Below are 16,828 nucleotides of genomic sequence, written 5' to 3'. Positions count from 1 at the left end.
AAATCCAAATACCCCTAATTAAACGTAAATTTGCCGCGTCTTAGCGAGAAAAGGCGAAACACGTATGTTAGAAACTAGGATTATATTTTTTTGATTATGGAATTCAATTTTAATTTTCGGGAAATAGTTACTGCCAGTATGGTTCTTTTTGCAGTAATAGATATAATAGGGAGCATCCCCATCATCATATCCCTAAGGAACAAAGTAGGACATATCCAATCTGGGAAAGCGTCTGTTGTTTCGGCCTGTATAATGGTGGCCTTTTTGTTTGTTGGGGAGGAAATTCTAAATCTAATAGGGATCGATGTCAACTCTTTTGCCGTCGCCGGGTCTTTTGTAATCTTCTTTTTGGCCATAGAAATGATTTTGGGAATTACCTTGTACAGGGACGATCAACCCGAAAGCGCCTCCATAGTACCTATTGCATTCCCCTTAATTGCCGGTGCCGGTACAGTAACCACCTTACTTTCATTAAGGGCCGAATACTACGTGGAGAATATCATTGTTGCCATAGTTATAAATGTTATTTTTGTATACTTTGTACTGAAGTCCTCTAGAAGAATAGAGCATATTTTAGGCAAAAACGGACTTAATGTAATCCGAAAAATATTTGGTGTTATTCTTTTGGCCATCGCTGTGAAGCTATTTACCTCTAATATCAACCAGTTATTTTAATCTTTTAAGCAATCGATCAGATGAACAAAATTGTAATAGTAATACTTATTGTACTTGGATTGGGCCTAATAGCCTATAATGTAACCTTGGTGGATTTTAAGGATCCTTTTCAAGGAAATAGCATAATTGCCTTAATAGGAATATTGGCCGCCCTATGTGCCATAGTACTTTTACTGATTTATAGTACTTCTAAAAAAATCCAGAAAAAAATTGAGCAGGATTAGTTAGTGGCTTCAATTTTATCCGCTCCCTGTTGCCTAATAGTTGGTTTATCCAATTCCAGCACCTTCTTCAACATATCATCCCCGCCACTTTTTATTTTGGCATAGACATTGGGATCGAACAATTGTTCTGCCAAGGTGGCCTTAATATATAGTTTTATCTTATCCTCGAAAGCATAGAAATCCAACTTAATATTTCTAGCCAGACAATAATCTATAAAGACCTCGAAAAGGATATCATCTACCCTAAAGTTATTTATAAATTCTTCCTTGGAATACCCTTTATACTGGGCCCTGTTGCCATCCAAATGCTCAAATACAAAATAGGACAGGAAGCCCAAACTTTCCATGCTCTCAAAATACTCCGATTCATTGGAGCCAATGGGCACAAATACATCAGGGATAATACCTCCACCACCATAGACCACCTTGCCATTTGGAGTCTTAAACTTTAGCGAATCGGCCACTTTAATACTGTCTACCGAAATCAGTTCCCCGTTATGGAAGCGATCGGTAAATTTCTGATAATAATCCTTGTTCCCCTTGTCGTAAGATTTCTGAATGGAACGTCCAGTGGGGGTATAATATCGGGATACGGTTAAGCGTACGGCAGAACCGTCCCCTAAATCCATTTCGCGCTGCACCAGACCCTTGCCAAAGGACCTACGCCCAACAATAGTGCCGATATCATTATCCTGTAAGGATCCGGCTATGATCTCGCTGGCAGAGGCGGAACGCTCATTAATTAATACGTACACGGGCTTATCCTCAAAATCGCCCTTCTTGGTGGCAAAGACCTTATCTATCTTGCCCTTTTTGTTTTTGGTGAATAATATCAATTTTCCGTCGGCCAGAAATTCATCTGCCATTTGTTCGGCAATCCCCAGATATCCGCCAGGGTTATCCCTAAGATCCAAGGTTAATTTCTTTGCCCCTTGGGCCTCCAATTTCCTTAAGGCCGCCTTAAATTCTTTATAAGTTGATTCGGCAAAACGATTTACTTTGATATAGCCCATATCCTTGGTGAGCATATAGTAGGCCTCTACACTTTTTATGGGAACCACATCTCTTTTGATATTTACACTAAAGGTCCTATTGTCGTCCTTCCTATATACCTGTAATCTTACCGGGGATCCCTTTTTGCCTTTTAGCTTTTCAACAACCAGATTATTGGGGATATTCTCTCCGAACAAAGTATCGTTATCCGCCATTAATATCCTGTCTCCAGCTTGCAGGCCCTTAAGAAAACTTGGCCCGTCCTCGATAGTCCTAATTACGGAAATAGTATCTTTATACATATAGAAATTAACGCCTATCCCCACAAAATCACCTTTCATATTCTCGGAAACCTTATCCATCTCCTGCTTCGGGATGTAGACTGAATGTGGATCCAATTTCTCCAAAATATTGTTTACAGTGACATCTACAATACTATCCGTATTGATGTCATCTACATACTCGTAATCTATATAATCTATTAGTCTATTAAGTTTGTCCTTTTTAGAATTGGTAGTGAAAAGCTTCTCAGGAGAATCATTGAAATTCAATTTTCCACCCACGAATATACCCGCGGCCAAAGCCAGGGCAATTATTGTAGGCCATATGTAGGAATTTTTACTTTTCATGATTCAAATGGCATTTACACGTTCACAATGCTGGGCATGTGAACGAGCTGCACTCCGGCTTTTTCAAGAAATTGCAACCCAGAGTTATCTTTATAAGCTGTCTGATATACTACACGTTTTATGCCAGACTGATGTATTAACTTACTACATTCCTTGCAAGGAGACAATGTTATATACAAGGTGGCACCCTCGCAGGACTGAGTGGAAGAGGCTACTTTGGATATGGCATTGGCTTCGGCATGAAGAACATACCATTTGGTATATCCTTCTTCGTCCTCGCAAATATTTTCAAATCCGGTTGGAGTCCCATTGTAACCGTCAGAAATTATCATCCTATCCTTCACGATTATTGCCCCTACCTGCTTGCGTTTGCAAAAGGAGAGTTTGCCCCATTCACTGGCCATTCGCAAGTACGCCTTATCGTACTTTTCCTGTTTACGTTCCTTCATCCGTTGATTTTTCCCATTAATTCATGAGCCTATTTCCCTTTTAAAATGTCTCTAGACCCCTTAGTGGCCAACCCAATGGTTTGCTTATGCAAAGGTAAGGGAACTTTTTATTGAAAATATTAGCGAATTGGGAATAAAATAACTTTTCCTTACCAAGATAGCCGCTACCCATAACCCATACAATCCTAAAAGGTTAAGATTTAGCTAAACTCTACCATGGAAACGTTGCAAACAACATAGGTATTGTAATAATTAGGATAATAATCGACATTACCTGAGTAAAAAGCGTTTGTTTCACCGCAAATAAAGATCTTACAATATAATTGGCGCACAATACCGCCAGTAGAATTAATATTTGGGAAAATTCTATCCCGGTCGCAAAACCCAATAAGGGGGAGATTTTTTCCTCTTCCCCGGCCATCAACATCTTAAAGTAATTGGAGAACCCAAAACCATGAACTAGGCCAAAAAATCCGGTTGCTACACTATAAAGGACCATATCCCTATGTTCTGCGGGTTTATTGGCATGGAATAGATTGTGTATGGCAGTAAAGAAAATAGTAATAGGAATAAGAAACTCTATCAACCCAACGTCAACTAGCAATATCCCATACACCGAAAGAGCAAGGGAAGCGCAATGGGCAATTGTAAAAATAGTGGCAAGCACCAATATTTTTTTCCAGTGTGCAAAGGTAAATGGAACTGCTAGGGCTGCCAAGAACAAAATATGGTCATAAGCATCCAAATCCAAAACATGCTCCAATCCCATCTGAATGTAAAACCAAAAATTCCCCATAGTCCAGAATAAAATTTAGATTTATTTAATTAGTGTCTTAAAGACCTCTTTCTTGTTGAATAATCTCGTAGGCTTTCTGCACTTCCTTGAACTTCTCCTCGGCCCCTTTTTTAATAGCTTCGTTTTCGGTATTTACCCTATCCGGATGATACTTTTTGGCCATGGTCCTATAGGCCTTTTTAACTTCCTCGTCGGTCACCGATTTTTCAATTTCCAATATTTTGTAGGCATTATCGGCCGATTTGATGAACATGGCCTTAATACTTTCAAAATCGATATGGCTCACCCTGAAATATCCTGCTATTTCCGAAATTTTATCGATTTCCGCTTGGCGTAAAGTGCCATCCGCTTGGGCTATTCCAAACAAAAAATGCAATAATTGAAGCCTTACCTCATATCTAGTACGCTGATTTAGATAGTTGCATATACGTTCTGCGGAGACTTCCCTTTTTTTAACAACCTCATTAAAGGTCCTAAAAATGGCATTGGCCTTATCCTTGCCATAGGTGCTGACAAAATATCGCCTCACATAATCCATTTCGGTCTGGCTAACGGAACCATCGGCCTTTATGACAATGGAACAAAGGGAGAGCAAATTGATCTCAAAATCTGCCGGAGATACATTCTGCTGTGTAATATCCCTAAAAACAGAACGGCCTCCCCCACTGCCAGAGCTTTTCAAATTATCGAAAAAGCTACCAATAATAAATCCCAGTATAGCCCCAGGGAACCTAAAGACATAATACCCCAATATTGCGGCAAACCATTTAATCATCTTTATTTCAAATTTTGGCAAAGATATAATTTTAAGGTACAATAGAAGGTTTAATGAAAAGTTAAGGTATTTAGTTAGGATGCCCTAAAATGGTTATCTTTGAAAACTTTATCAATAATCGAATAAAAATATATACTATGTATCCTGCAGAATTAGTAAAACCTATGAGACAAGACCTAGCAGTAGCGGGTTTTGAAGAACTATATACAGCCGATGCGGTTGAAAGTGCCCTTAGTAAGGAAGGAACTACCTTGGTAGTGGTCAATTCGGTTTGCGGTTGTGCCGCTGCCAATGCAAGACCTGCAGCCAAAATGAGCCTTCAGAATTCAAAAAAGCCAAACCATTTGGTGACCGTTTTTGCCGGTGTAGACACTGAGGCTGTGAATGCCGCAAGGAATGCAATGGTTCCTTTCCCACCATCTTCGCCCAGTATGGCATTGTTCAAGGACGGGGAACTGGTACATATGATAGAACGTCATCATATTGAAGGTAGGCCTGCAGAGGTAATTGCAGAGAATTTAATGGAAGCTTACAATGAATTTTGTTAATGTGGCATTACCCCATTAATATTCAGTAAATATTCTTGAATGAAACCGCTTTGTAAAAGAGCGGTTTTTTATTTTTGTAGCATGCAAAAAGTATTGGCATTTCCCTTGTCGGCCCTTTATCTCATATTATTTGGGTTAACATTGCTTGTGTTCCATCCCGTTCAATGGGTCTGCTTCAATTGGTTCGGCTATAACGCCCACAGAAAAAGTGTGGCCCTGTTGAACCTCTGCCTGCTGCGCTGTACCCATGTGCTTGGCACCCGTTATACCTTTAACAATCCACAAAATATACCAACAGATAGACCGGCCATTATTGTGCTCAACCATCAAAGTATGCATGATATTCCCCCTATTATTTGGCACATGCGAAAACATCACCCCAAATTTGTGAGTAAGATGGAATTGGGCAAAGGAATACCAAGCGTGTCTTATAACCTTAGGCATGGCGGTTCGGTACTCATAAATAGAAAGGATAGTAGGCAGTCCTTAACCGAAATAGCAAAATTGGGGAGTTATATTGAAAAGCATAAACGTTCAGCCGTAATATTCCCTGAGGGCACCAGAAGTAAGACCGGACAACCCAAAAAATTCCACACCACCGGATTAAAGGTTCTTCTAAAAAAGGCACCTTCCGCTCTAATTATCCCAATTAGCATCAACAATTCCTGGAAAATGTTGAAATATGGTAAATTTCCCTATGGACTTTGTAACCATATTACTTTCCAGGTGCACAAACCAATGGAAAATACCGGAGATTCGGAGGTGCTCATTGAAAAAGTTGAAAAAACCATAACCCAGGCCATAACTCCATCCGCATGACCAATACGCAGATTATAGAAGAAACTATTGCTTTCGTGAAAGAAACGCTGAAGGGAGCTGAAGGTGGGCATGATTGGTTTCATATCCAACGGGTCTTTAAGAATACCCTTCTTATAGCCAAAGATGAAAAGGTAGATGTGCTTGTAGTTAGTTTGGGGGCACTGCTGCACGATATTGCAGATGCAAAGTTTAATGGAGGGGACGAAACCGTTGGGCCAAAAATGGCATATGAATTCCTAACCTCCTTAGAGGTAGATAAAAAGATAGTGGACCATGTGGTAAAAATTATTGAAAACATCTCCTATAAATCCAGCTTGGACTCAAAAACTCTTTTTACTTCCAAAGAACTGCAGGTGGTACAGGATGCCGATCGTTTAGATGCCATTGGCGCCATTGGAATTGCCCGTGCCTTTAACTATGGCGGATTTAAGAACAGGGAACTTTATAACCCCGAAATTGCTCCCAACCTACAAATGACCAAGGAGGAGTACAAAAAATCCAAGGCACCTTCTATAAATCATTTTTATGAAAAATTACTGCTCTTAAAAGACAAGATGAATACGGAATCTGGCAAGAAACTAGCTGAAAAAAGGCACCAATTCATGTTGGAATATCTAGAGCAATTCTATAAGGAATGGAACGGTAATGCCTAATGTTTCTGACAAATACCTTTCAGTATATTTTTAATCGACTATTTATACGGCTTTGCTCCATACAAATCCTTGTATCCAATATACTACTCGGGATAAACAAAGACCATGTGCTAAAATAACTTTAACTGACCTGCCTTATAGCTTTCATAAAGGCCTGTATTAAGATTTGGAAAGACTTTGTCCTTAAAATATTTTTGTCGCGCCAAATGAGCCATATCCTTAATTTGCTGTGCAATTTTGCCTTCGCCTCTATTACGTATACCAAATCGACTGTCGTTTAGGGAACCTCCATGGCAGTCCGCTATCTGCTGCAATACTTTATTGGCCCTGTCGGGCAATGTCTTTCTTATCCAATCCTCAAATATTTGGCCTATGGCACCATTAAGCCTAACCACGGTGAACCCAAAGGAAAGAGCACCTGCATCAGAAACGGCTTTGGCCAAATTAAGAATTTCATGACTGTTTATCCCAGGTATAATAGGGGCCAACATTGCATTTACGGGAATATGATTTTCGGACAAATGGCGGATGGTCTCCAAACGCTTTTTAATAGTAGCGGTCCTAGGCTCCAAGATGCGCCGGGTTTCTTCGGACAAGGAGGTTACAGAAATATTTACCCCTATCAAATTATCCGCAGCCAATTGAGTCAGGATATCCAAATCTCTTAATACCAGCGCATTTTTGGTAATAATGCCTACCGGATGCCGGTATTTTAGAAACACTTCCAAACAAGCCCTGGTAATCCTGAATTGATGTTCTGCCGGTTGGTAACAGTCCGTATTGCCCGATAGGACAATGGTAGCAGCCTTCCAACTTCGGCTTTTCAATTTAGCCTCCAATAAGGCCGGCGCGTCCTTTTTTACTAAAATCTTGCGTTCAAAATCGAGTCCAGCACTATAACCCCAATATTCATGGGTATTTCTAGCATAACAATAAATACATCCATGTTCGCAACCCTGATAAGGATTCAGGGAATAATTCATGCCCACATCGGGACTATCTACTTTGTTTACAATCGTCTTTGGAAAGATGGGAAGGTACTGAGTCTTGTTACGATCCGATATTTCCCCTTCAATACGGCAGAATTCCAAAAAATCGTCCCTTAATTCATTGGAGAATTCGGCAAACCTATTGTTCGTATTTTGTTGGGCACCACGACCCTTGATATAATTATTTGGTTTCAAAATAAATGGATTTATTCCAAATTTATGGAATTTATCCAATTACTGACTCAAAAAACGTTAATTTATACACTTCGAAATGGAATTTAATCCTCCAAGACATTTTTAATAATAATCGTTGAATCTATCTAAATAACTATATTGTTGTCATAAATTTTGTGCAGATGAAACCTAGATCAACCAGATTTATAATAGTATTATTTATTTCCACCTGTTATAATTTATTTGCCCAACAAGAAAAGGATGTGGACGATGGCACCAATTTTACCATTGAAGAAGCCCAAGCTATTGTTGATAAATACAACTTATTGGAAGGCAGCATTATATTGCACCCACGGGATTCCATAAATTCCTCCTTGATGGACACAAATCCTGAATTGGCCAAAAGCCTTTCCCAACCACCTTTGATGCCCATGACCAAAGCCGAATTTGAAAAGTCAGTCGCAGAATTGGCCGCTTACCAGCAATCAGAAAAAGGACAGATAGCAAAAAAGATTGGTGATTTTTATAGAAAACTCGGATCCACTGAACCTACCGGAGAACAACTGGATAGTTTATACTTGGGCATAGATAAGGAATACGGAACAGATTATTGGCAACAGGTTAGAGGCCCCTTGCCCCCTGGTGCAAAGCGTTACTCCAGTTTTGACAATAAACCAATGACCCTGGAACCATAGTATATTAAGCTATTCGGGATGGCAACCCTGATCCTAGGGTCTTTATGGGGTGTTGATCTCTACTTTTACCAATTGTTTTTTAGATCCCCTTTTGGCATAATAAAGCATATTACTGTTTTCCTTGTCTATTAACGGCATGGAAACCATTAACGGAAGGCGTGCTTCGTGATCATCTATTACCTTTTCATAGCTTATCTTCCCCTCTTTGTCCAATTGGATCATAAATACATTTCTGTTACGGCTTAGGCCTTGCTTAAACACTAGCCTTTCACCACTTAACAATTGTGGATTTTCTGATGCCGTGCTGATCAAATAATAAGTATTGTCACCATTGGCACAAGAACTGTATGACGCGTACGCACCATCTCCCTGGGTCACCTCCGACTTATTAATATTTCTTGCCCATATGATATCTCCTTCCGAATTTAATTTGGCACTGACAATATCGTTGTAATGAAACCTTTCTATTTTTACCCGGGAACCGGTTGGGTCCTGCTGCACACTGGAGGTAACAAAATATTCCTCCGCATTAAAAAGAATGGAATTATCCTCGGTAATGCTGACATTCTTAAAGACCAAATTTTTGATTTCCGTATCGCCTTCCCTACCAAACTTGTCGTCCATAAACTGTTGTGAAAACGCATTGTATTTCTTTGCCTTGATGCCTAAGGAGTTCCTATCCAGTTCAAAATAGGCCAAACCATTATATCTATTATCCTTTCTATCTGCATAAAATCCAACGCAGATTAATTTATCGTTTACAATAATGGGTTTTAGGGCTTCAGAAAATTTACCAGGGTCATCAAAAGTCTGTGTAATGGCCCCATTCTTGGCAACCTTCAATAATTCGTATTGAAATTTACGTTCCGTAGCCGCGAAACGCTTCTTTTTATAATACGCCTTACCAACCAGATAGACTTGGTTTAAATCTTTTGAAGTAACCATGTTTTCAAAGGCGTAGTTCTTTTCTTCTATTTCTGCGGAAAAATCATATTCTATAAGTTTGTTTAAGCTGCTGTTAAAGAGATATACAAAATGTTTTTCCTCTTTTCCTTTTTTATAATGGGTACTGATAGCGATAGCGGATTTGTCCTCATTAAGAAAAGCCGTAGTAGTAAAACCTGATGAAAAATTCCTTCTATAGTAATTATGGTCCAAAGGATCATTTACTTGCTGGGAGGGTATGGAAAGAATGGTCTCCTCTACAAAATTAAAATTGTCTATTGGACTTCTGTGCACTACATAATCATAGGCACCCTTGCCAAGATTATAATCCAAGAACAAGATATTAAGTTGTCCGTTCTTTACAAAGGCATTAACAAAGTCGAGGCCCTTTAGCTTGTAATTATACTCCCCTACCAGTTCCAAATCCTTATTGTAATGTTCAATATAATACCCTTTGGGCTTCAGGATTATACCGGTGTAATAGGATCGTACCAAAATAGAACCTCCCATTCCGTCATCCGAAATTTCCAGCAGGTTTGAATATTTATACCTATCGTTATATTTTTCCCCGAAACTATATTTAACAGGCAATTGCTGGGCCTGAGTCAGGAAAAAGAAGGACAAAAACAAACATGGTAATACAAGATTTTTCCCAATATTCATAACAAGCTATTTAGGGTATCTTTTAAGCTCCCGGAAAATTGGCCTTTCTTTTTTCCAAAAAAGCAGTGGTTCCCTCCTTAAAATCAGAAGTACCAAAACAACTGCCAAAAGCCTCTATTTCCGCTTTGAACCCGTTAATACTATTGTTAAAACCAGCATTTACCGCTTTTATTGCATAACTAATGGCTACAGGTGAATTATTCGATATCTTACCAGCAAATTTCATACATAGATCCATAAGATGTTCCTGCTCCACCACATAGTTGACCAAACCGAACTCCAATGCTTTGGAAGCATCGATCATGCCCGCTGTTAAGATCATTTCCATGGCCCTGCCCTTCCCTATAAGCTGTGGCAGTCTCTGTGTACCCCCATAGCCCGGTATAACACCTAGGGAAACCTCGGGAAGGCCCATTCTTGCATTATGGCTGGCCACCCTGAAATGACAGGCCATAGCCAATTCCAAGCCACCTCCCAAGGCAAATCCGTTGACAGCCGCAATGACCGGTGTGGATAGGTTTTCTACAAAATCAAACAATCTTTTTTGGCCCTTAGCGGCCAATTTAGCACCCTCTTTTTCAGAAAAATTAGCGAACTCGGAAATATCGGCCCCTGCCACGAACGCCTTTTCACCGCTACCCGTTAATATAATCACCTTTACCTTTTTATCCTTTTCCAAATCTTTAAAGGCAAAGTGCAGTTCTTCAATGGTTGCCTTATTAAGGGCATTTAATTTAGTAGGCCTATTTATGGTAATAATGGCTACCTCTTTGTCTGTAGTGATAAGTAAATTTTCGTATTTCATTGCTTTAAAATTAATTTTCATCTCAAATTGTCAGAATATTCAATATCGCCTTTCCTGTCCATATGGGCCTATATATTTACGCCTTCATTGGACATGGGAAACCGCACCGTAAAAACGGTTCCCTTACCGGGTTCGGAAGTAAAGTTGATAGTTCCTTTGTAGGTTTCCACAATATTTTTTACCATCCCCAGACCAAGGCCCATTCCGCTGGTCTTGGTTGTGAATTTAGGTTCGAACACCCTATCCTTTGATTGCATTGAGATTCCCATACCATTATCCTCTACGGTCATTTTTACAAAATCCCCATCTTTGGAAACGGTTACCAAAACCTGGGGAGCATCAACATTCACAATTGCCTGAGTGGCATTTTTGACTAGATTGGTAACTACCCTTATTAATTGAGTACGATCTAATTTGGCTATTATTTCCTCTTCCTCGGAGGAAAAATGAATATAGTTTTCATCAAAAATATCCACTGCCATTTTTACGATCTTCACCACATTCAGGGTCTCGTTCTGCTGGGCAGGCATATTGGCAAAGTTGGAAAAAGCAGAGGCGATACTACTCATAGTATCAATCTGCTGAATCAATGTTTTTGAATATTCCGAAACTTTTTTTATAATGTCGGGATCGTTGGGGTCGAACTTACGCTCAAAATTCTGCACGCTAAGACGCATAGGCGTAAGTGGATTTTTAATTTCATGAGCTACTTGTTTTGCCATTTCCCGCCATGCCTGCTCCCTTTCCCCTTTGGCCAGTTTTGCAGCACTAATTTCCAGCTCGTCTATCATTTCGTTATACGAGGTAATCAATTTCCCAATTTCTTCGCTCGGATTCTCCACTATAATCTTTTCGTTCCTCTTGGTAAGGTCGGTCTGATTTAATCTGTCGGAAATGGTTTGCAAGGACCTGGTGATATACTTGGAAATAAAATAAGCAAGACCAATAGCCAAGAGCATCAAAAGTAAATAAGCTCCTGTAAGCCTTAACAATATCTCCTTTAATTCCTTGTCGTTAAATGAGTTGTCTTCAAAATATGGCAGGTTCAAAATCCCCACATTCTTAAATCTTTTGTCGCTTATGTAGGTATAGGACGCCTGATAACTATAGCCTGCGGCCGATTTTTGTTCCACGTACCTTTTGTTGGGCGAGGAAGCCAAATTGTTCAACACCTCTGCATCCAAACATGTGGAAATGGAATCTACTTCAAACTTGGGCCTAGAGCTTTTAATTAGTTGGCCTTGGAGATCATAAATATTAAAATTAATATTCTGTACCAAGGCAATCTCATAGATCTCATCCCGGAAAATATGGCCTAAGTTTTCTGTTGTTACGGGAAAGGTAGTCTTTTGAAGTGCCAGATCAATACTCTGTTTTATCTGTTCCTCCTTACGCTCCATACGTTCGGCATGGTAATCCCTATTTTGCTCGCTGTATTGGTATATTGTGACGGCCGCAATCAAAACAAATGCAATCACCACCCAAAAAATCATGGAGATAAAAATTCGGGAACGCAAGGAAATGTTTCTCAGCAATTGAAATGTATTTTAATTCCTAAAGGTAACAATTATCACGCCAAAAATAGTTGCCAAGTTAGGTTAAGGATTCCCCTAGGCTTCGGGATTTTTTTCCCGGATCCGCTTGTAAAGCCTTATCCCCAACATTAAAAGCACTCCCAGTACAACAATACCGACAACACCAAAAATCCAATTGAAGGTGCCCTTTAAAATCACCAAGAAAACCACAGCAAATAGAATTAAGGTAGCCCCTTCGTTCCAAATGCGCATAAATTTGGAGGTGTATTTCACCTCATCTCGCTGCAACTGTTTAAAGATCTGATGATTTTTTAAATGATAGGCTATTAGTAGCAGTACAAAGGCTAGTTTTATGTGCATCCATGGCTGTTGCAACCAGGCCGGATACAAAAACAATAGCCATATGGCAAAAAAGGTAGCTAAAACGGCGGACGGCCATGTAATGATAAACCACAACCTCTTGGTCATCAACTTTAGTTGGTGGGTTAGGATTTCCCGCTCCGGTGACGTTTTTTGATCGGCTTCAATATGATAGATAAACAAACGAGGTATGTAGAACAATCCCGCAAACCAGGTAACTACAAAAATGAGGTGCAGGGATTTAATATAGTTGTAATAGTCGGTCATACAAGGTCTATTGTTCCGTAAAGATAGTAGACGGATTTCTGAAAAACTAATCTTTGGTACCCTTACTGGTTTACACCCCTAATACAGGGGTTGATACCAAATAATAAATATCCCAATTTTATTCGCTTTCGGATAAATGTCCTCTGTATTTGAAATGGTAAAAAATGCAATATGCCTTACAATCAGAATAAGATTTATGAGAATGGATTAATTTTTTAAGCAATAAGACTTTAATCCCTGCAAAAGTTACGTAATTTGGGTAAATGCAAAAAAAGTTATCCATTATAAATCTTCTCTCGGTGATTTTGGTCATAGCCGTAAATTATGTTTCGCAGGCTGTCCGCATTAACGATACCACTATAGGGGAATTAAGTCAGCGTTACACCAATCTTTTCACTCCTGCCAGCTATGCATTTGCCATTTGGGGCCTTATTTTTTTAGGCCTGTTGGCCTATGCCCTATTTCAAATTAAAGTTGTTTTTTTTGATGAGAAAGAACTTGCTTATATAGAGCAGACGGGATATTGGTTTGCCTTTGCCAATGTATTGAATGGGATGTGGGTGATTGCCTTTGCATATGAGTACATGGGCTTAACCGTAATTATCATGGCCGGAATCCTAATCTCCTTACTAAGAATTATTATCAATACCAATATGGAACTATGGGATGCCCCCAAGGGAATAATAGCCTTTTCCTGGTGGCCGATTTGTCTTTACAGCGGATGGATTACCGTTGCCACTATAGCCAATATTGCCCTTTATCTAACCAAAATAGGTTGGAGCGGTGGTTTTCTTACAGAAGTGCAATGGACCATTGTTCTCATGGTGGTTGCCACTTTGATAAACCTGGTCATCATATACAAAAGAAACATGCGCGAATTTGCAGCTGTTGGGGTGTGGGCAATGTTCGCAATTTATATTAGGCATCAAGACAGCATGGAAATTCTGGCCTATACGGCATTGGCGTGTAGTGCTGTTCTACTATCGGTAATATTATTCCATGGGTATAGCAATAGGAACTCCAACCCCTTTTTTAAGCTTTGAACTATTAAAACCCCAGATTCTATATTGGTTTCGGTTTAAATATCTTCTTCTTGGACTTTAGAATGTTGAATTCTTATAGCCTGTATTACTATGGTTTTTCCACTAAGGTCGCTCTCACCTCTTTCCTTAAAAAAAAGCCTGTAACCAGCGTGGCCAAGACATCTGCAATGGGAAAGGAAATCCAAACTCCCAGTTCCCCCAAGTAATTTGGTAAAATTAAAATGAGCGGTATAAAAAAGAAGCCTTGCCGGCTCAAGGTCAACAATAGGGCCGGTATGGCCTTCCCAATAGCCTGAAAATAAGCTGCACCTATCAATTGAACGGCTATAATTGGTGTCGCGGCAAAGACCCAGCGCATGGCCGAGGGGGTGTGTTCCAAAACATAAGAATTCATGGCCAGTTCTGAGGTCGACATATCTGGCCTGTTACTTAGAAATAAGGCGGCAATCTCCGCAGGAAAAATCATAAGCCCCACAAACACCACAAATGCCAAGCCAGCGGCATAAAGGATAGCGGTGTTGATCGATTCTCGTACCCTTTGGTATTTTTTTGCGCCGTAATTAAATCCCGCAATGGGCAGAAATCCCTGTGTAACCCCAAAAACAGGGAAGAGGGCAAACATAAGCATCCGAGCTATAATGGCATAGACTGCGATCATGGCCTCCCCTCCCAAACCGAAGAGGATATTGTTCATCAACAAATAAATTAAACTTATTACAGCCTGCCTGGACAAGGTAACGAAACCTAAAGCCCCTATTTCTTTCAATATAGGGGTATCCAATCCGAAGTGGGACCATTTCAATTTAAGCTCGGAATTTTTGGACAGAAAAAAATATAGGATATAGGCAAAACAAAGAATATACCCAATGGTGGTTGCCCATGCTGCCCCCTCCATTCCCCAATCGAAGACATAGATAAAAATATAGTCCATCAAGAGATTCCCCACCGAAGGGATTATCATAGCGTTCATGGCAAACCTAGGCTTGCCTTCTGCCCTAATTACGGTATTCCCCATCATACATAGGGCCAAGAATGGCACCCCGTATAGCACAATGGTATAATATATCTTTGCCGGTACAAAAATATCCCCTTTACCTCCAAAGGCCGGAATAAGACTATTTACATAATACAGGCCCAATATCACCATAACAATGGTGACCAGAAGAGTTAAGCTAATTTGATTTCCAAAGGTCTTTAGGGCCTTTTCCTTATTACTTCCGCCCAAGGCACGAGAAATAATGCTGGAACCTCCGATACCAATGGCCATACCGAGGGCCGCTATAAAAAAGGAAACCGGAAGTACTACATTGATAGCCGCTATAGCAATAGATCCGATCCAGTTGCCAACAAAAATAGAATCGACCAGAACGTTAAGTGACATGACCAAAATGCCTATAGAAGCTGGTACCGCCTGTTTTACCAGCAATTTCCCTATAGGTTCACTGCCCAACTGTTCTGAGGAAACCCTGGCCATTACGCAGGAAGTGTTTCCTTAGTCTGCCAATCCCCGATCCATTTCACCATTAAATTCACCCATGCCTCGTTATCGTTGAGACAGGGAATATGTTTGTAATCTTCCCCACCAGCTTCCTGGAACTGATGTTTTCCTTCCATGGCAATCTCCTCCAAGGTTTCCAGACAATCCGCAACAAAGGCCGGGGTAATTACCACCAAACGCTTAATACCCTCTTTCCCAAAACGCTCAAATTCAAAGTCGGTATAGGGCTTTAACCAGGGATCATTTGGCAGGCGGGACTGAAAGGAAAGACTCACCTTATCATTGGAAAGACCAAGTTTCTCCTTTACTTTCTCGGTCATCTCATAACACTGATGTCGATAGCAGGTATGGTGCGCCACGGAATTGGTCTTGCAACAACTTTCATCTATCTTGCAATGAAATTTTGTGGGGTCGGACTTTCTAATATGCCTTTCGGGAATACCGTGATATGAAAACAAAATATGATCGTATTCAAAACCTTTCAACCCTGCTGCAATACTTTCTGAAAGTACCTCAATATAATCCTTGTTATTATAGAACGCCGGAAGCGTCGTTATTTTAATCTTAGGGAAAAATTCATCCTTTACCTCCATGGCCTTTACCACCACGGTTTCATAGGAAGACATAGCATAATGTGGATATAATGGCACCAACAGCACCTCGTCCACCCCTTTTTCGGACAGCTCCACCAAGGCGTTCTTAATCGTCATACTCCCATAACGCATCCCCAAGGCTACCGGAATTTCGCTTTGCTTTTTTACCTTATCGGCAAATCGTTCGGAGATCACTATTAAGGGAGATCCCTCTTCCCACCATATCTTTTGATAGGCTTCGGCCGATTTTTTAGGTCTAGTCTGTAGAATAATCCCCCGCACTATAATATTCCTTAACCAATTGGGGACATCTATAACCCTTTCGTCCATTAAAAATTCATCCAAATAAGGTTTAACATCCTTAGCTGTGGGACTATCCGGGGAACCTAAGTTTACCAACAAAACTCCTTTCATTCTTCCTTTTTTATCAATTTACCTGTGCAACAAAAATAACACATGCAGAGCAACTATAATTTAATTCCTATAAATAGTTTATCTATACCTACATAGACAGGACCAATTTATAGGACATGGGCATATAATACCTTTTTTAATACCGTGTAGTATTTTATTTCCAATGCCCCAGGTTTGCTTATTAATTGGGAACCTCCCAGCTTTTAATAAGTCCCTTTAGAGGTTGTTTAAAGTTAATAGGAGTATTATACTGTCCCGAAATTTTTATATTGAATAGATTTTAGTA

18 protein-coding genes are annotated in these 16,828 nt (G+C 40.0%); 7 read left to right on the top strand and 11 right to left on the bottom strand.

The genetic code is table 11. The features are described from left to right. Positions 1 to 96 precede the first annotated feature (96 nt). Both MWU82_RS00900 and MWU82_RS00895 read left to right on the top strand, forming a co-directional pair. Positions 97 to 675 carry a MarC family protein gene (locus MWU82_RS00900; protein WP_111622910.1) on the top strand — a complete coding sequence of 193 codons (579 nt, stop codon included), beginning with the start codon at positions 97 to 99 and terminating at the stop codon, positions 673 to 675. A 20-nt stretch (positions 676 to 695) separates the two neighbouring features. Next, on the top strand, positions 696 to 899 hold the full coding sequence (locus MWU82_RS00895) for a hypothetical protein (RefSeq protein ID WP_111622909.1): 204 nt from the start codon (positions 696 to 698) through the stop codon (positions 897 to 899). Here MWU82_RS00895 and MWU82_RS00890 read toward each other — a convergent pair. From MWU82_RS00890 to MWU82_RS00875, 4 genes are all read right to left on the bottom strand, one after another. Continuing rightward, entirely contained in the window at positions 896 to 2,521 is a 1,626-nt protein-coding gene (locus tag MWU82_RS00890) for a S41 family peptidase (RefSeq protein WP_247094912.1), read from the bottom strand. The genes MWU82_RS00895 and MWU82_RS00890 overlap by 4 nt on opposite strands. Before the next feature lie 14 nt (positions 2,522 to 2,535). Next, positions 2,536 to 2,970: a dCMP deaminase family protein gene (locus MWU82_RS00885; protein ID WP_215947683.1), complete on the bottom strand. Its 435-nt coding sequence runs from the start codon at positions 2,968 to 2,970 to the stop codon at positions 2,536 to 2,538. Positions 2,971 to 3,181: 211 nt separating this feature from the next. Continuing rightward, positions 3,182 to 3,766, bottom strand: a complete 585-nt coding sequence (locus MWU82_RS00880; protein ID WP_247094911.1) for a HupE/UreJ family protein — start codon at positions 3,764 to 3,766, stop codon at positions 3,182 to 3,184. Positions 3,767 to 3,803: 37 nt separating this feature from the next. Beyond that, a complete protein-coding gene (locus MWU82_RS00875; RefSeq protein ID WP_215947681.1) occupies positions 3,804 to 4,541 on the bottom strand; it encodes a TerB family tellurite resistance protein in 738 nt (245 codons plus the stop codon). A gap of 137 nt (positions 4,542 to 4,678) precedes the next feature. Between MWU82_RS00875 and MWU82_RS00870 the strand changes: the two genes are divergently transcribed. The 3 genes from MWU82_RS00870 to MWU82_RS00860 all read left to right on the top strand — a co-directional run bounded on the left by MWU82_RS00870 (position 4,679) and on the right by MWU82_RS00860 (position 6,561). Further along, entirely contained in the window at positions 4,679 to 5,089 is a 411-nt protein-coding gene (locus MWU82_RS00870; RefSeq protein WP_215947680.1) for a BrxA/BrxB family bacilliredoxin, read from the top strand. 81 nt (positions 5,090 to 5,170) lie between these two features. Then, positions 5,171 to 5,908 (top strand): lysophospholipid acyltransferase family protein, encoded by a 738-nt coding sequence (locus MWU82_RS00865; protein ID WP_215947679.1) that lies wholly within the window; start codon positions 5,171 to 5,173, stop codon positions 5,906 to 5,908. Beyond that, on the top strand, positions 5,905 to 6,561 hold the full coding sequence (locus tag MWU82_RS00860; protein ID WP_247094910.1) for an HD domain-containing protein: 657 nt from the start codon (positions 5,905 to 5,907) through the stop codon (positions 6,559 to 6,561). The genes MWU82_RS00865 and MWU82_RS00860 overlap by 4 nt, the downstream gene beginning before the upstream one ends. 110 nt (positions 6,562 to 6,671) lie before the next feature. Here the strand turns inward: MWU82_RS00860 and MWU82_RS00855 are convergent, their stop codons facing one another. After that, positions 6,672 to 7,745, bottom strand: a complete 1,074-nt coding sequence (locus tag MWU82_RS00855) for a PA0069 family radical SAM protein (protein ID WP_247094909.1) — start codon at positions 7,743 to 7,745, stop codon at positions 6,672 to 6,674. Positions 7,746 to 7,906: 161 nt separating this feature from the next. Between MWU82_RS00855 and MWU82_RS00850 the strand changes: the two genes are divergently transcribed. Next, complete coding sequence (locus tag MWU82_RS00850; protein WP_247094908.1) at positions 7,907 to 8,419, top strand: hypothetical protein; 513 nt, start codon at positions 7,907 to 7,909, stop codon at positions 8,417 to 8,419. A gap of 42 nt (positions 8,420 to 8,461) precedes the next feature. Here MWU82_RS00850 and MWU82_RS00845 read toward each other — a convergent pair whose 3' ends face one another. The 4 genes from MWU82_RS00845 to MWU82_RS00830 form a co-directional block, all read right to left on the bottom strand. Continuing rightward, on the bottom strand, positions 8,462 to 10,027 hold the full coding sequence (locus MWU82_RS00845; protein ID WP_247094907.1) for a hypothetical protein: 1,566 nt from the start codon (positions 10,025 to 10,027) through the stop codon (positions 8,462 to 8,464). A 22-nt stretch (positions 10,028 to 10,049) separates the two neighbouring features. Continuing rightward, on the bottom strand, positions 10,050 to 10,832 hold the full coding sequence (locus MWU82_RS00840) for an enoyl-CoA hydratase-related protein (RefSeq protein WP_247094906.1): 783 nt from the start codon (positions 10,830 to 10,832) through the stop codon (positions 10,050 to 10,052). A 68-nt stretch (positions 10,833 to 10,900) separates the two neighbouring features. Next, positions 10,901 to 12,325: an ATP-binding protein gene (locus MWU82_RS00835; RefSeq protein WP_247095026.1), complete on the bottom strand. Its 1,425-nt coding sequence runs from the start codon at positions 12,323 to 12,325 to the stop codon at positions 10,901 to 10,903. A gap of 117 nt (positions 12,326 to 12,442) precedes the next feature. Next, positions 12,443 to 12,994, bottom strand: a complete 552-nt coding sequence (locus tag MWU82_RS00830) for a CopD family protein (protein ID WP_215947674.1) — start codon at positions 12,992 to 12,994, stop codon at positions 12,443 to 12,445. 263 nt (positions 12,995 to 13,257) lie between these two features. Between MWU82_RS00830 and MWU82_RS00825 the strand changes: the two genes are divergently transcribed. Continuing rightward, complete coding sequence (locus MWU82_RS00825; RefSeq protein WP_247094905.1) at positions 13,258 to 14,037, top strand: tryptophan-rich sensory protein; 780 nt, start codon at positions 13,258 to 13,260, stop codon at positions 14,035 to 14,037. 88 nt (positions 14,038 to 14,125) lie between these two features. Here the strand turns inward: MWU82_RS00825 and MWU82_RS00820 are convergent, their stop codons facing one another. After that, positions 14,126 to 15,511 carry an MATE family efflux transporter gene (locus tag MWU82_RS00820; protein ID WP_247094904.1) on the bottom strand — a complete coding sequence of 462 codons (1,386 nt, stop codon included), beginning with the start codon at positions 15,509 to 15,511 and terminating at the stop codon, positions 14,126 to 14,128. Beyond that, positions 15,511 to 16,542, bottom strand: a complete 1,032-nt coding sequence (gene hemH, locus MWU82_RS00815; RefSeq protein WP_247094903.1) for a ferrochelatase — start codon at positions 16,540 to 16,542, stop codon at positions 15,511 to 15,513. The genes MWU82_RS00820 and hemH overlap by 1 nt, the downstream gene beginning before the upstream one ends. Positions 16,543 to 16,828: the final 286 nt, after the last annotated feature.

This window comes from Arenibacter sp. S6351L, from assembly GCF_023016025.1.
GTDB lineage: Bacteria > Bacteroidota > Bacteroidia > Flavobacteriales > Flavobacteriaceae > Arenibacter > Arenibacter algicola_B.
This window is presented reverse-complemented; position numbering and strand designations above follow the sequence as displayed.

Excerpts from the sequence above, each read along its gene's own strand:
- MWU82_RS00900 (WP_111622910.1), top strand. The coding sequence starts at position 97 with ATGGAATTCAATTTTAATTTTCGGGAAATAGTTACTGCCAGTATGGTT.
- MWU82_RS00895 (WP_111622909.1), top strand. The coding sequence starts at position 696 with ATGAACAAAATTGTAATAGTAATACTTATTGTACTTGGATTGGGCCTA.
- MWU82_RS00890 (WP_247094912.1), bottom strand. The coding sequence starts at position 2,521 with ATGAAAAGTAAAAATTCCTACATATGGCCTACAATAATTGCCCTGGCT.
- MWU82_RS00885 (WP_215947683.1), bottom strand. The coding sequence starts at position 2,970 with ATGAAGGAACGTAAACAGGAAAAGTACGATAAGGCGTACTTGCGAATG.
- MWU82_RS00880 (WP_247094911.1), bottom strand. The coding sequence starts at position 3,766 with ATGGGGAATTTTTGGTTTTACATTCAGATGGGATTGGAGCATGTTTTG.
- MWU82_RS00875 (WP_215947681.1), bottom strand. The coding sequence starts at position 4,541 with ATGATTAAATGGTTTGCCGCAATATTGGGGTATTATGTCTTTAGGTTC.
- MWU82_RS00870 (WP_215947680.1), top strand. The coding sequence starts at position 4,679 with ATGTATCCTGCAGAATTAGTAAAACCTATGAGACAAGACCTAGCAGTA.
- MWU82_RS00865 (WP_215947679.1), top strand. The coding sequence starts at position 5,171 with ATGCAAAAAGTATTGGCATTTCCCTTGTCGGCCCTTTATCTCATATTA.
- MWU82_RS00860 (WP_247094910.1), top strand. The coding sequence starts at position 5,905 with ATGACCAATACGCAGATTATAGAAGAAACTATTGCTTTCGTGAAAGAA.
- MWU82_RS00850 (WP_247094908.1), top strand. The coding sequence starts at position 7,907 with ATGAAACCTAGATCAACCAGATTTATAATAGTATTATTTATTTCCACC.
- MWU82_RS00845 (WP_247094907.1), bottom strand. The coding sequence starts at position 10,027 with ATGAATATTGGGAAAAATCTTGTATTACCATGTTTGTTTTTGTCCTTC.
- MWU82_RS00840 (WP_247094906.1), bottom strand. The coding sequence starts at position 10,832 with ATGAAATACGAAAATTTACTTATCACTACAGACAAAGAGGTAGCCATT.
- MWU82_RS00835 (WP_247095026.1), bottom strand. The coding sequence starts at position 12,325 with ATGATTTTTTGGGTGGTGATTGCATTTGTTTTGATTGCGGCCGTCACA.
- MWU82_RS00830 (WP_215947674.1), bottom strand. The coding sequence starts at position 12,994 with ATGACCGACTATTACAACTATATTAAATCCCTGCACCTCATTTTTGTA.
- MWU82_RS00825 (WP_247094905.1), top strand. The coding sequence starts at position 13,258 with ATGCAAAAAAAGTTATCCATTATAAATCTTCTCTCGGTGATTTTGGTC.
- MWU82_RS00820 (WP_247094904.1), bottom strand. The coding sequence starts at position 15,511 with ATGGCCAGGGTTTCCTCAGAACAGTTGGGCAGTGAACCTATAGGGAAA.
- hemH (WP_247094903.1), bottom strand. The coding sequence starts at position 16,542 with ATGAAAGGAGTTTTGTTGGTAAACTTAGGTTCCCCGGATAGTCCCACA.